The 12,352-nt window shown below is 74.1% G+C and carries 15 protein-coding genes; 5 read left to right on the forward strand and 10 right to left on the reverse strand.

From position 1 onward, the window contains the following. Window positions 1–167: 167 nt before the first annotated feature. Together RIN80_RS14025 and RIN80_RS14030 are read right to left on the reverse strand one after the other, a co-directional pair. Window positions 168–581, reverse strand: a complete 414-nt coding sequence (locus RIN80_RS14025; RefSeq protein WP_309095904.1) for a DUF3037 domain-containing protein — start codon at window positions 579–581, stop codon at window positions 168–170. Beyond that, window positions 578–1,333, reverse strand: a complete 756-nt coding sequence (locus tag RIN80_RS14030; RefSeq protein ID WP_309095905.1) for a HipA family kinase — start codon at window positions 1,331–1,333, stop codon at window positions 578–580. The genes RIN80_RS14025 and RIN80_RS14030 overlap by 4 nt, the downstream gene beginning before the upstream one ends. Window positions 1,334–1,532: 199 nt before the next feature. Between RIN80_RS14030 and RIN80_RS14035 the strand changes: the two genes are divergently transcribed. Further along, window positions 1,533–2,021 (forward strand): Rieske (2Fe-2S) protein, encoded by a 489-nt coding sequence (locus RIN80_RS14035; RefSeq protein ID WP_309095906.1) that lies wholly within the window; start codon window positions 1,533–1,535, stop codon window positions 2,019–2,021. On the opposite strand, the gene RIN80_RS14040 is transcribed toward RIN80_RS14035, so the two are convergent. Further along, complete coding sequence (locus RIN80_RS14040; protein ID WP_375141688.1) at window positions 2,008–2,199, reverse strand: hypothetical protein; 192 nt, start codon at window positions 2,197–2,199, stop codon at window positions 2,008–2,010. The genes RIN80_RS14035 and RIN80_RS14040 overlap by 14 nt on opposite strands. 27 nt (window positions 2,200–2,226) lie before the next feature. Here RIN80_RS14040 and RIN80_RS14045 point away from each other — a divergent pair, with 27 nt between their 5' ends. Next, a complete protein-coding gene (locus RIN80_RS14045) occupies window positions 2,227–2,697 on the forward strand; it encodes a pyridoxamine 5'-phosphate oxidase family protein (RefSeq protein ID WP_309095907.1) in 471 nt (156 codons plus the stop codon). 15 nt (window positions 2,698–2,712) lie between these two features. Here the strand turns inward: RIN80_RS14045 and RIN80_RS14050 are convergent, their stop codons facing one another. Further along, the gene (locus tag RIN80_RS14050; protein ID WP_309095908.1) at window positions 2,713–3,615 is read right to left on the reverse strand and encodes a LysR family transcriptional regulator; all 903 of its coding nucleotides are present in this window, start codon (window positions 3,613–3,615) and stop codon (window positions 2,713–2,715) included. 74 nt (window positions 3,616–3,689) lie between these two features. On the opposite strand from RIN80_RS14050, the gene RIN80_RS14055 reads away from it, so the two are divergent. Then, the gene (locus RIN80_RS14055; protein ID WP_309095909.1) at window positions 3,690–4,643 is read left to right on the forward strand and encodes a DMT family transporter; all 954 of its coding nucleotides are present in this window, start codon (window positions 3,690–3,692) and stop codon (window positions 4,641–4,643) included. Here the strand turns inward: RIN80_RS14055 and RIN80_RS14060 are convergent. Then, the gene (locus RIN80_RS14060; RefSeq protein WP_309095910.1) at window positions 4,634–5,965 is read right to left on the reverse strand and encodes an aminotransferase class I/II-fold pyridoxal phosphate-dependent enzyme; all 1,332 of its coding nucleotides are present in this window, start codon (window positions 5,963–5,965) and stop codon (window positions 4,634–4,636) included. The two genes, RIN80_RS14055 and RIN80_RS14060, sit on opposite strands and share 10 nt — an antisense overlap. 35 nt (window positions 5,966–6,000) lie before the next feature. Here RIN80_RS14060 and RIN80_RS14065 point away from each other — a divergent pair, with 35 nt between their 5' ends. Next, window positions 6,001–6,687: a pyridoxamine 5'-phosphate oxidase family protein gene (locus tag RIN80_RS14065; protein ID WP_309095911.1), complete on the forward strand. Its 687-nt coding sequence runs from the start codon at window positions 6,001–6,003 to the stop codon at window positions 6,685–6,687. Window positions 6,688–6,690: 3 nt separating this feature from the next. Here the strand turns inward: RIN80_RS14065 and RIN80_RS14070 are convergent, their stop codons facing one another. The 4 genes from RIN80_RS14070 to RIN80_RS14085 form a co-directional block, all read right to left on the reverse strand. Then, window positions 6,691–7,683, reverse strand: coding sequence for an EamA family transporter (locus tag RIN80_RS14070; protein WP_309095912.1), 993 nt, complete (start codon window positions 7,681–7,683; stop codon window positions 6,691–6,693). A gap of 228 nt (window positions 7,684–7,911) precedes the next feature. After that, window positions 7,912–8,916: an EamA family transporter gene (locus RIN80_RS14075; RefSeq protein WP_309095913.1), complete on the reverse strand. Its 1,005-nt coding sequence runs from the start codon at window positions 8,914–8,916 to the stop codon at window positions 7,912–7,914. 75 nt (window positions 8,917–8,991) lie between these two features. After that, entirely contained in the window at window positions 8,992–9,540 is a 549-nt protein-coding gene (locus tag RIN80_RS14080) for a Clp protease N-terminal domain-containing protein (RefSeq protein WP_309095914.1), read from the reverse strand. 293 nt (window positions 9,541–9,833) lie between these two features. After that, window positions 9,834–10,460: a PadR family transcriptional regulator gene (locus RIN80_RS14085; RefSeq protein ID WP_309095915.1), complete on the reverse strand. Its 627-nt coding sequence runs from the start codon at window positions 10,458–10,460 to the stop codon at window positions 9,834–9,836. Between the two features lie 175 nt (window positions 10,461–10,635). On the opposite strand from RIN80_RS14085, the gene RIN80_RS14090 reads away from it, so the two are divergent. Beyond that, entirely contained in the window at window positions 10,636–11,454 is an 819-nt protein-coding gene (locus RIN80_RS14090; protein ID WP_309095916.1) for a PhzF family phenazine biosynthesis protein, read from the forward strand. A 91-nt stretch (window positions 11,455–11,545) separates the two neighbouring features. Here RIN80_RS14090 and RIN80_RS14095 read toward each other — a convergent pair whose 3' ends face one another. After that, window positions 11,546–12,346 carry a type II CAAX endopeptidase family protein gene (locus RIN80_RS14095; RefSeq protein WP_309095932.1) on the reverse strand — a complete coding sequence of 267 codons (801 nt, stop codon included), beginning with the start codon at window positions 12,344–12,346 and terminating at the stop codon, window positions 11,546–11,548. Between the last annotated feature and the right edge of the window lie 6 nt (window positions 12,347–12,352).

Genomic DNA, 12,352 nt, shown 5'->3' on the forward strand with positions numbered 1-12,352 from the left:
GCGTCTCCCCCACGGCTTCCGCCCGGCCGTCCGTGTGCGCGACCACCGCGCCGGCCAGGAGCACGCCGGGCGTCACGCCCGCCCCGACCAGGCCGGCCGCCCCCCTTCCAGGTGGTTGACCTGGTCAGCGCCGCCGCGGCGCTGACCGCCCCAGGCGCCCGCGTGCGCTACCGCACCAGCAGGTCGAGCAGCCGATCCGTCTCCGCCGCCGGATCCGCGGTCAGGCCGGTGTGGACGGGGCCGGGCTGGACGATGGTGGAGCGGGGGGCGACGAGCCAGCGGAAGCGGCGGCCCGGGTCGTCGGCCGCCGCCTGGCCGGCCGCGGTGCCGCCCGCGCAGACGCCCTCCACCGCGCGCAGGGCGGCCCGGACGCCGGCCACGTCCGCCCGCGGGTCGAGGGCGAGCAGGCGGGCCTCGTCCAGGTGGGTGCGCGCGCCGACGTAGGCCGCGGCACGGCAGTAGACCAGGACCCCGGCGTTGACGCACTCGCCCCGTTCGACGCGCGGGACGACGCGCAGGAGGGCGTACTCGTAGACCTGGCGCTCGCGCGGTCCGCCCCTGATGATGTGCCGGTCGCTCACTGGATCCCCCGGATGCGGTCGTGGATGACGGCGGCCCGGGCCAGCAGCGCTCGCGCGTAGGCCCGCCTGAGGTCGTCCGGTGTGTCGAAGCCGGGCTCGTCCGCGAGCCAGGCTTCGGGGACGCACCCGGTGACGTCGGCGAGGAGGTCCTCGGTGACCAGGGGCGCCAGCTCGGCCGCCGCGGCGCGGACGTCCGGCCCGAACGGCGCCAGCGCGTGGTCGGAGGCGTCGTAGGGGCGGCCCGCGGAGGCCTCGGCGCCGGGCCAGTTGTGGTGCCAGATCACGGTCGCTCCGTGGTCGACGAGCCACAGCTCGCCCTGCCACATCAGCAGGTTGGGGTTGCGCCAGGACCGGTCGACGTTGTTGACCAGCGCGTCGAACCAGACGATCCGGCCGGCCTCCTCGGGGCTCACCCGGAAGGCGAGCGGGTCGAAGCCGAGCGCGCCGGAGAGGAAGTCCATGCCGAGGTTGGTGCCGCCGCTGGACCGCAGCAGGCTCTGCACCTGCTCCTCGGGTTCGCCCAGCCCCAGATCCGGGTCGAGCTCGACCGTCACCAGGCGCGGCACCCGCAGCCCGAGCCGGCGCGCCAGCTCCCCGCAGACCACCTCGGCGACGAGCGTCTTGCGGCCCTGTCCCGCGCCGGTGAACTTCAGGACGTACGTGCCGAAGTCGTCGGCCTCGACCAGGCCCGGCAGCGAACCGCCCTCGCGCAGCGGCGCGATGAAGCGGGTCGCGATCACTTCCTTGAGCATCGCCCCAGGTTACTGACCGATCGGCCGGCCCTCGCACCGGCGCCGTGGCGGCGGGCGGGAAACCGACAGCGAACCGACAGCGGGGTTGGGTGCACAGCCGCCGCCGGGCGGGTGAGGATTTCTGCACCGTCTGAACAGGCGGTCCGCCGGGGCCGTACCTCCCGGCAGATCATCGAACCCCCCGAAGGGACTTGTCAGTATGACCAGCGCATCGCTCCAGCCCGCATCGGGTCCGGCCCGTCGTACCGTCGTGGCGGCGGCCGGAGCGGCGGGTCTCGCCGTCGCGCTGACCGCGTGCGGGGGCTCGGACGACGGCTCGTCCGGCTCCGCGGACTCCTCCGGAACCGCCCAGGGCGGCCAGGGGGCGGGCAGCACCCCGTCGAGCGGAGGCGCCGCGGGCGGCAGCGCGCTCGCGGCGACCGCGGACATCCCCGAGGGCGGGGGCAAGGTCTTCGCCGACCAGAAGGTGGTCGTCACCCAGCCGACGGCGGGCGAGTTCAAGGCGTTCTCGGCCACCTGCACCCACCAGGGCTGCGCGGTGAAGAGCATCGCCGACGGCGTCATCAACTGCCCCTGCCACAACAGCAACTTCTCGATCACCGACGGCAGCGTGAAGAGCGGTCCGGCGACCAAGCCGCTGCCGGAGATGAAGATCACCGTCGACGGGGACTCGATCACCCTCGCCTGAGCCCGCCGCGCGGACGCGTGAAGCACGCCGGCGCCTCGTCCGTGGTCGCGACCGTGGCGACCAACGCGAGGGGGTGGCGGATCATCGCGGGGGTGTGGTCGCAGGGCACTCCCGCGATGACCGAGGACGCCTTCTCGCGAAGGGAACCGACGTGATGGCGCAGGATCACCTCTGACACGACGTGAGAGAAGGAAAGAGGGGGAGCATGACCGTCACGCAGCAGCGCCGCGGCCGGAAGATCATGATGACACCGGGTGAACTGGACCATTTCCTCAGCACGCAGCGCACCTGCCGGGTCGCCACGGTGTCGGCCGACGGCGCCCCGCACGTGAGCACGCTGTGGTTCGCCTGGGACGGCACCTCGATGTGGCTGTACTCGGTCGTACGCAGCAAGCGGTGGACCGATCTGCGGCGCGATCCGCGCGTGGCGATCGTGGTGGACACCGGTGAGGAGTACGACGAGCTGCGCGGCGCCGAGCTGTCGGGCACCGTCGAGTTCGTCGGCGAGATCCCGCGCACGGGTGAGCTGTGCGCCGAACTCGACGTACCCGAGACGCTGTTCGCGCGGAAGAACTTCGGCCTGGAGGAGATGCCGCACGACGGCCGGCACGCCTGGCTGCGGCTGACCCCGCAGAAGATCGTCTCCTGGGACTTCCGCAAGCTGGCCGGCCAGTGAGCGCCGGGCGGGCGGTCAGCCGACGCTCTCCCCCGCCTCCCGCAGAGCCTTCACCGCGGCCCGGATCGACGGGCGGCGGTCGGCGTCCGCACGCCAGACGACGTACACGTGCCGCCGGACCCGCTGGCTGACCGGGACGGTGACGACCCCCTCGGGCACCGGGTGGCGGCCCAGCAGCGGCGCGATGCACACCCCGAGCCCGGCGGCGACCAGCCCGAGCTGCGTGTGCGTCTCGGCCGCACGATGGCCGATGATCGGCTCGATCCCCTTCGAGCGAAGCGTGAACATCAGCCACTCGTGGCAGAACTCGCCGTCCGCCCAGGTGATCCACTCGTCGTCGGCGAACTCGCCGAGGTCCACCTCCGCGCGCCCCGCGAGCCGGTGGTCCGCGGGCAGGGCGACATCGGCCGGGTCGTCCAGGATCGACGCCTTGACCAGGCCCTCGGGCAGCGCCATCGGCTTGTTGTACCAGTCGAGGACCACGGCCAGGTCCAGGTCGCCGCGGACGACTCCGGCGATGGCCCGCTCCGGTTCCACCTCGCAGGAGCGCAACCGGAGCCCGGGGTGCCGCTCCCGCAGTGCGGACAGCGCCTGCGGGAACAGGCCGCGCGCGGCGGTCGGGAACGCCGCCAGACGCAACTCGCCGACGACCTGCCCGCGCTGCGCCTCCAGATCGGACTGGGCGAGCTCGACCTGGGACAGGATCCGCGCCGCGTGCTCGGCCAGCAGCCGGCCCGCGTCGGTGAGCCGCACGCCCCTGCCGTTCTTCGCGAGGAGCTGCTGGCCGACCTCCCGCTCCAGCTTGGACAACTGCTGGGAGACGGCGGAGGTCGTGATGTGCAGGCCCTCGGCCGCACCGCTGACCGAGCCGTGCCGGGCGAGGGCGTCGAGCGTGCGCAGGCGCTCCAGATTCAACATGTAAGCAATACTACGCAATACCAGGTGCGAAACCTCGATTGTGCTACGAGGTGGTGTCCCGCATCGTGGCTTCCATGACCACCGTCACCACCTCGTCCGACCGGGCCGTCACCGCCCCGCCCGCACCGCCCCGCCGCCGCCTGGACTGGCGCCTTCGCTTCGCCGCCCTGTCCCTGATCTGGGGCTTCAGCTTCCTCCTGATCAAGGTGGGGACCGAGGGATACGCCCCGTTCCAGGTGACGCTCGGCCGTCTGGCGTTCGGTACGGCGGTGCTGGCCGCCGCGATGGCGGTCCGGCGCGAGCGGCTGCCGCGCGGCGCCCGCACCTGGGCCCATCTGACGGTCGCCGCGTTCCTGCTGAACGCCCTGCCGTTCTCCCTGTTCGCGTACGCGGAGCTGACCATCCCGTCCACCCTGGCCGGCATCTGCAACGCGACCTCGCCCCTGTGGGGCATGGCGCTGTCGCTGGTCGCGCTGTCGGAGGACCGCCCGACCCGGGTGCGGGTCGCCGGGCTCGGACTGGGCTTCCTGGGCGTGCTGACCGTGCTGGGCGCCTGGCAGGGCTTCCACGGCCTGGACGCCACGGGCACGGCGCTGGCCCTGCTGGCCTCCCTCAGCTACCCGGTGGGCTGGATCTACGTCCGCCGCACCCTGGCCGGCACCGGCCACTCGAACCTGTCGATGACCGGCGCGCAGCTGCTCCTCGCGACGGTGCAGCTGGCCGTGGTCACACCGCTGTTCACGACGCTGCCCGGCAGCCTGCCCGTCGTGCCGCTGCTGGCCGTCGCCGCCCTGGGCGCCCTGGGCACCGGCCTCGCGGTGCTCCTGCAGTACGGCCTGGTCGACGAGGTCGGCCCGACGACCGCCCAGATGGTCACGTACTTCATCCCCGTCATCGCCACGGCCGCGGGCGTCGCGCTCCTGGGCGAGTCCCTGGCCTGGTCGACTCCGGTCGGGGCCGTGATCGTCCTGGCCGGGGCCGCGCTGACCCGGGTGCGCCCCAAGCCCCGGGCGGTTCCTCACACGTAGCCGCGCCGGGGGGCCGGGCCGAGGGCCGAGGCGATCGCCCCGGCCAGGGTCTCGGTCTCCCGCGCGGTGAGCGTCGAGACGGTGACCCTGATGCCGGGCGGCGCGCTCATCCGGAAGCGGGCGCCGGGTGCGACCGCCCAGCCGGCGTGCAGCAGCCGAGCGACCGCTCCGGTCTCGTCCGGCACGGGCACCCACACGTTCATGCCGCTGCGCCCGTGCGCCACGACACCGTGCCGGTCCAGCGCCCCGATCAACGCGCCCCGCCGCCGCCCGTACGCGGCCGCCACCTCGCCGGTGTCGACCGCGCCGTCGGTCCACAGCCGCACCAGGGCCCGCTGCATCAGCCGGCTCACCCAGCCGGGCCCGAGCCGCTGCCGGCCGCGGACCCGGTCGACGGTGACCTCGTCCCCGGTGAGCAGCGCCAGGCGCAGATCGGGGCCGTAGGCCTTGGCGGCCGAGCGGACGAACGCCCAGTGCCGGGTGGTCCCGGCCAGCGGGTGGAGGGGCACGTCGACGATGCCGTGACCGTGGTCGTCCTCGATGAGCAGCACCTCCGGGTGCGCGCGCAGCAGGGCTCGCAGGGCACGCGCGCGTGGGCCGCTCACCGCCGCGCCGGTCGGGTTCTGCGCCCGGTCGGTGACGATGAGGGCGCGCGCCCCGGCCTCCAGGGCCCGGCGCACGTCGTCCGGGCGCGGTCCCTCGTCGTCGACGCCGACGGGGACGGTCCGCAGTCCGAGGGCCGGCACGAGATCCAGCGTGCGGCCCCAGCCGGGGTCCTCGACGGCGACGGTGTCGCCGGGCTTGAGGTGGGCCGCGAGCACCCGCTCGACCCCGTCCAGGGCGCCGGAGACCACGGCAAGGGGGCCGTCCGGCACCCCGTCGGCGTCGAAGCCGGCACGGGTGATCCGGGCCAGCTCCGGGTCCAGCGGGTCCGCCCCGTAGAGCACGGGCGCGCGATCGCCCTCGGCGGCCGCCGCCGCGAACGCGCCCGCGAGCGGCGGCAGCAGGGCCGGGTCCGGATCGCCGCTCGCCACGTCCCGCACGCCCTCGGGGACGTCGACCCGGATGTGGTCCCGCCCGGTCGTGGCCGGCGCGGGCCGCACCCGGCTGCCGCGGCGGCCCGCGGTCTCGATGACGCCCCGTTCGCGCAGGGTCCGGTAGGCGGCCGCGACCGTGTTGGGGTTGACCCCGAGTCGCTCCGCCAACTCCCGCATGGGCGGCAGCAGTTGTCCCGGTCGCAGCTCACCGGCGCCCACCGCGCGCTCCACGCTCGCGGAAATCTCCGCCGCGCGACGCCCACTGATCGGATACTCTCCTAGCACAAAACACATTATGCACTAGTGCAATAAGGAGCGCCATGCAGGGGACCACCCGGACGCCGTCGCAGCCCGCGACGGCCTACACGCCGACCGACCGCACCGTCCCCACGCGCTCCCCGGACCGCGCCTCCTACGACAGGGACCTGGTGCACGCGATACTCGACGAGGCCTACGTCTGCCACCTCGGCTTCGTCCGCGACGGCGCGCCCGTCGTGCTGCCCACGCTGTACGCCCGGGTCGGCGAGGTGCTCTACGTGCACGGCTCGACGGGCTCGCGCCCGCTGCGAGCGGCCGGCCAGGCCGACCCGGGCCTGCCGGTCTGCCTGACCGTCACCCACGTCGACGGCCTGGTCCTGGCCCGCTCGGCCTTCCACCACTCGATCAACTACCGCTCGGTGGTGGTGCACGGCGTCGCCCGCGACGTGACGGACCCCGAGGAGAAGCGCCGGGCGCTCGACGCCCTGGTCGACCACGTCGTCGCGGGCCGCTCCGCCGACTCCCGGCCGGCCAACAAGAAGGAGCTGGCCGCGACCGCCGTGCTCCGCCTGGAGCTCGACGAGGTCTCCGCCAAGCTCCGCACCGGCGGCGTGAACGACGAGCCCGAGGACCTCACCCTCCCCCACTGGGCAGGAGTCGTCCCGGTCCGGAAGACCTACGGCGCCCCGATCCCCGACCCCGCCCTGGCGGCGGACACGGCGCTTCCCGACTACCTCCAGGGCAGGTGATCCCTAGGGGCGCGGGGTACTGCGCGACCGTCCGGCGGCGGCCCTCGGCCGCCGCCGGACGAACACCACCCGATCCCCGGGCGTCCGCGCCTCCCCCACGGCGAGTCCCGCCACCGAACCCAGCAGCAACAGGGTTCCGGCCACCGTCGCCACCGTCAGCCGCTCACCGAGCAGGACGACGGCGAGCACGGCCGCGCTGACGGGTTCCAGCAGCATGACGACCGAGACGGTGGCGGACCGGACGACGGCCGCGCCCGCGAAGTACAGGCCGTAGGCGAGGGCGGTGGGCACGGCGGCCACGTACGCCAGCAGGACCAGCAGCCGCACGGGCTCGGCGGTGTGCGGCACCAGCCCTTCGGCGAGCGCGAAGGGCAGCAGGCACAGGCTCGTCACGGCGAACGCCTCGACGGCCGTCCCCGAGGCGTCGGCCGCGCCGTCGCGGCCCCACCGCCGGGTGAGCAGCGTCATCAGGCTGTACCCGGCCGCGGACAGCAGGGCCAGCAGCACGCCGGAGGGGCGTACGGTCGCACCGCCCCCGCCCAGGACGAGGACCCCGAGCCCGGCGAGGGCGCCCGCGACGGCGGCCGCCCCGCCCCGGCCCAGGCGTTCGGCCAGGGTCAGCCGCGCGCCGAGGGCGATGAGCACGGGCCCGGCACCCAGGGTCACGACGGTGGCGACGGCGAGGCCGGTGGCCGAGACGGCCGCGAAGTACGCCGTCTGGAAGACCGCGAGCCCGAGCCCGGTGACCCCGGCCCGCGCGGCCCGTCGGCCGAGCGGCTCGCGAACGGCGGTCCTGGTGCGCGGCCGCGCCAGGCGCACGGCGAACAGCAGCACGAGGCCGGCGGCGCAGCGCCAGAACGAGAGGGCGACGGGCCCCAGGTCACTGGCCCGGTAGACCAGGGAGGCGGCCGCGCCCGCGGTGCCCCAGGCGACACCGGCGACGATCAGATAGACAAGGCCTCGCCCGAGGGGCAGGCCGGAGGCAGTGTGCGACACGTGTTCTCTCCGCAGACGCGCACGGCACGCGGCGCCCCGGGGGCGGCGCGGGTGCGCGGAAGTTCGGGAAGGGCCCCGGATCGGTCGTGATCAGCGGGGTCCGCGGACTTCGTCTGCGGGCAGCACCGTTCGGCCCGGCGGCGAGTGCGCCGGGCACGGATTCCGGAGGGCCCGCCTCAGGCGGCCGGAGGCGGAAGAACGAGTGCGTTCGAAGGCATGACCGGCACCCTATGCGCTGGTTCCGCGCCGGGACAATTCCCTTTCCGGGCCACCGCTCGCCACCGGCTGCCCCGAGCCCTTCGTGGGCGTCGAGGACTGGGCGATGAACGCGCCCACCAGCACGATCGCCCCGCCGGCGAGCTGCGGAGCCGAGAGGTGCTCGCCGAGCAGCACCCAGGCCAGGACCGTGGCGATGACCGCTTCGAGACAGGCCACGACCCCCGCGACCTGCGGGGAGAGCCGGCGCACGGCGATCACGCCGGTGACGTACGCGACGACCGTGGCGACCAGGACGATCCAGGCGAGCAGGACCACGGCGGCGACGGGCGTGCCGTCCATGCGTGCGGTGCCGGCCAGCACGGACCAGTCCATGCTCCACGGCCGGGCGACGACGGTGAGCACGGCGGCGCCGACGAGCAGACCGTAGGCGATGACGCCGAGCGGGTCGGGTGCCTCGTCGCCGGCGTCGCTGCCCTGGTCGGACAGGACGAAGTAGCCGACCTGGCAGCAGGCCGCGCCGAGCGCGAGCAGCAGTCCCAGGGCGTCGAAGCGCAGGCCCGCCCAGACCTCCACGACACACGCGAGACCACCGACGGCGAGCACCACGCCGACCGCGGCGGCACGCGTCACGGGCCGCCGCTGCACGAACCGCACCCAGCCCAGCACCAGGGCGGGCGCCAGGTACTCGATGAGCAGCGCCACCCCGACGGGGATACGGGAGAGCGCCGCGAAGTAGCAGGCCTGGACGCCCGCGACCGCCAGCAGCCCGAAGCCGGCCAGCAGTCCGGGTCGGCGGCGCAGCAGCCCGCGGTGGCGCACGGCGAGCGGCAGCATCACCAGGGCCGCCCCGGCCACCCGGAGCCACACCACGTGCAGCGGGTCGAGTCCCGCTTCGATCAACGGCTTGGCCGCCACACCGGATCCGCCGAAGGCGACCGCGGACAGGAGTGCCAGGCCGAGGCCCGCTCCCTTGCCGCGCCCGCTCGGGCTGCTGTCAGACGTAGGCACCGGCACATGATGACAGGCGATGACAGGAGCGTCATCCCCTATGGCACCTGTCTCACTGCCTGGACGGCGGAACGGCCCGGCTCAGTGAGTGGCTTCGCCGCACTCCTCGGTGACGCCGGACCAGCCGTCGAGGCGGGCGAAGACCGCGCGTGCGTCGATTCCGGCCCGTTCGAGCACCTCGACCGCACGGGACTGCGGGTCGACGACGATCGCCGCGAGCAGGTCGGTGCCGCGGGCCGGTCCTTCGCGCCCGGCGGCGCGCGCGCAGGCGTACTCCATCGCGGCCGCCGCCAGTGGTGAGAAGCCCGTGCTCCCGCTCACCACGGGCACGCCCCCCGAGTCCTCGACGCCGCTCTGCCAGCGCAGGCCGTAGCCGATGCTGCGCTGCACGAGGTAGCCGAGGAGCCGCGCGAGCTGCGGCCCGTCACCGACGACGGCCCGGGCCTCGGGGTCGGACTCCAGCAGCGAGTGGAGCAGATGGGCGGTGTCGATCTGCCGGTCCCCGTCCCGGACCGCCCTGCGGCGGGCACCGCCGACCACCGAGGCCAGCTCGTCGGTGAGCCTGGCATCGTTGTCCGCGCGGTGGGTGCCGTGCTCAAGGGCCGACTGCCGGGGGATACGGGGTTGCACATCCCCACCCCATCAGCCCGGCGGACCCGGGGCATCCCCGGCGGGAAGCATCTTCGCGTCCCACGGGAAGTGGACATCGCCGACCGGAATCTCCTCCTTACGGAGGAGATCAGGCTGTTTCCCTCGCGACTGGCTGGTTCGTCAGCGCCGCACGTCGAGGCCCTCACGGCCGGTTCCGCCCCCGGCATTCCGGCCGCGCGGCGCGGGGCACGCCGAAGCGCCCCCGGAGCGACTCCGGGGGCGCCTGGCTGCGTCTGCCGCGCCAGGGGCGTGCGGCAGGCGCAGGATGTCCCTCAGTCCTCGTCGGCGAGGATCAGGTACAGCTTCTTGCGGGCTTCGTTGATGACGCCGAGCGCCTTCTCCCGCTGCTCCTTGCTGCCCGTCTTCCAGACCTGGCCGAAGGCCTCCATCAGACCGAAACCGGCCTGCCGGATCTCGCCCAGGGCTTCCCAGTCGACCCCGCGGGAGGCCTCCTCCCAGGGCGCCTCGGGGCCCTCGTCGGCGGCGGCGCGGCCCGCCTCGGTGAGCGAGAACAGCTTCTTGCCGCCCTCGGACTCACTGACGATCAGCCCCTCGTCCTCCAGCAGCTGCAGGGTGGGGTACACCGAGCCGGGGCTCGGCTTCCACGCCCCGCCGCTGCGCTCGGCGATCTCCTGGATCATCTCGTAGCCGTGCATCGGCCGGTCCTTCAGCAGGGCCAGGATCGAGGCCCGGACATCACCGCGCCGCGCCCTTCCCCTCGGCCCGCCCCGCCCGCGGCCGCCCCAGGGACCGGGGCCGAAACCAGGGCCTCCGGGCCCTCCCCAGTTGGGGCCGCCAGGGCCGAAGGGCCCGAAGGCCGCACGCAGACTCTCGAAACCGCCCCGGCCGTGACGCGGTCCGCCGTGACCGTGGCCGTGCTCGAATCCATGGGTACGCATCGCAACCACTCCATTCCATCGTTGATCTGTCGCGATGCTTCAACGATATATCGGTATAGCTCGGTCGGCAAGGGCCGACCCGCGGAGGCGTGCCGGGCCCCGGCACCGCAGAACCGGTCCAGGACTCATGAATTGGCCTTGGCCTGCGGCTTCGCGAAGCCTCTAGCTTCAGGACATGCGGATCCGAATCGTCGACGCCTTCACCGATCGCCCCTTCTCCGGCAACCCGGCCGGTGTCCTGCTCCTGGACGGCGCGGACGCCTTCCCGGACGACACCTGGCTGCAGCACGTCGCCCTGGAGGTCAACCACGCCGAGACGGCCTTCGCCCACCCCCTCCCGCCGGGCGGCGAGGCCGACTGGGCGCTGCGCTGGTTCACGCCGGCCACCGAGGTCGCGATGTGCGGCCACGCGACCCTGGCCACGGCCCATGTCCTGCACACCACCGGCGCCCACGAGGGCCCGGTGCGGTTCGCCACCCGCAGCGGCGTCCTCGTCGCCACGCCGGCGGACGACGGCTCCGTGACCCTGGACTTCCCGACGGCCCCGCTCACCCGGGTCGAGCCGCCGGCCGGTCTCGCCCAGGCGCTCGGCACCGAGCCGCTCACGGCCTTCGACACCGGCCCCTGCGTCGGCGACCTGCTGGTCGAAGTGGCCGACGAGAAGACCGTCCGCGCCCTCGGCCCGGACCCGAGGGCCCTGGCCGCCCACTCCGAGCGCGGCGTCATCGCCACGGCCCGCGCCGAGGATCCGGGGCGCGGCTACGACTACGTCTCGCGCTGCTTCTTCCCGAACGTCGGCATCGACGAGGATCCCGTCACCGGCAGCGCGCACACCGCGCTCGCCCCGTTCTGGTCCGAGCGCCTCGGCCGCCCCGCCCTCACCGGGCTCCAGGCCTCGACCCGCTCGGGCCGCGTCCGCACGGAGCTGCGCGACGACCGCACCCTGCTGACCGGGCGGGCCGTCACGGTCATCGACGGCGAACTGCTGGCCTGAGACGGACGAAGGGGCGTCCGAGAAGGCCGAACGGGCCTCTGAGACGGACGACGGGGCGTACGACAGCGTCGTACGCCCCGTCGGCGGTGTCTCACGCCGTCGGCAGCCACCCCACCTTGCCGGCCAGCAGCCCGTAACCCACGAACGCCCCGATGTCGAGCAGCGAGTGGGCCACCACGAGCGGGCCGACCCGGCCCCAGCGGCGATAGAGGTGGACGAAGACGACGCCCATGACCATGTTCCCGATGAACCCGCCGATGCCCTGGTAGAGGTGGTACGAGCCGCGCAGGACGGAGCTGCCCACCAGTGCGGCCGTCGGCGTCCAGCCCAGCTGGCCCATGCGGCGCAGCAGGTAGCCGACGACGATCACTTCCTCCAGCACCGCGTTCTGGATCGCGGAGAGGATCAGTACGGGGTACTTCCACCACACGTCCGGCAGCGCCTCGGGCACCACGGTGAGGTTGAACCCCAGTCCACGGGCCGCCAGGTAGAAGGCGATGCCGGTGCTGCCGATCACCGCCGCGATCGCGGCCCCCCGGCCGAGGTCGGGCCAGGGGCGGGTGCGGTCGAAGCCGATCGTGCGCAGGCTCGCCCGCTCGCGCAGCAGGAAGTGCGCGACGAGCGCGACGGGCACCAGGGCCGTGGCGATCCCGAAGAGCTGCCAGGCGAGGTCGAGCCAGGGGCGGCCCGGCGCGGCCGAGGCGTTCATCGTGGCAGCCTGGTCCTTCAGCCCGCCCGGCTTGGTCACCGACCCGATGAAGCTGATCAGCGCGGAGACCCCGCTCGCGCCCAGCGAGAGCGCGAGGACCAGCAGCGTCTCGTTGCGCAGCGTCCGCCGCGAGAGCCCCTGCTGGGGAATGGAACCGTCCACCGGGCTCGCCTCCGCCTGCACCCCTGC

The organism is Streptomyces sp., assembly GCF_031181705.1.
Classification (GTDB): domain Bacteria; phylum Actinomycetota; class Actinomycetes; order Streptomycetales; family Streptomycetaceae; genus Streptomyces.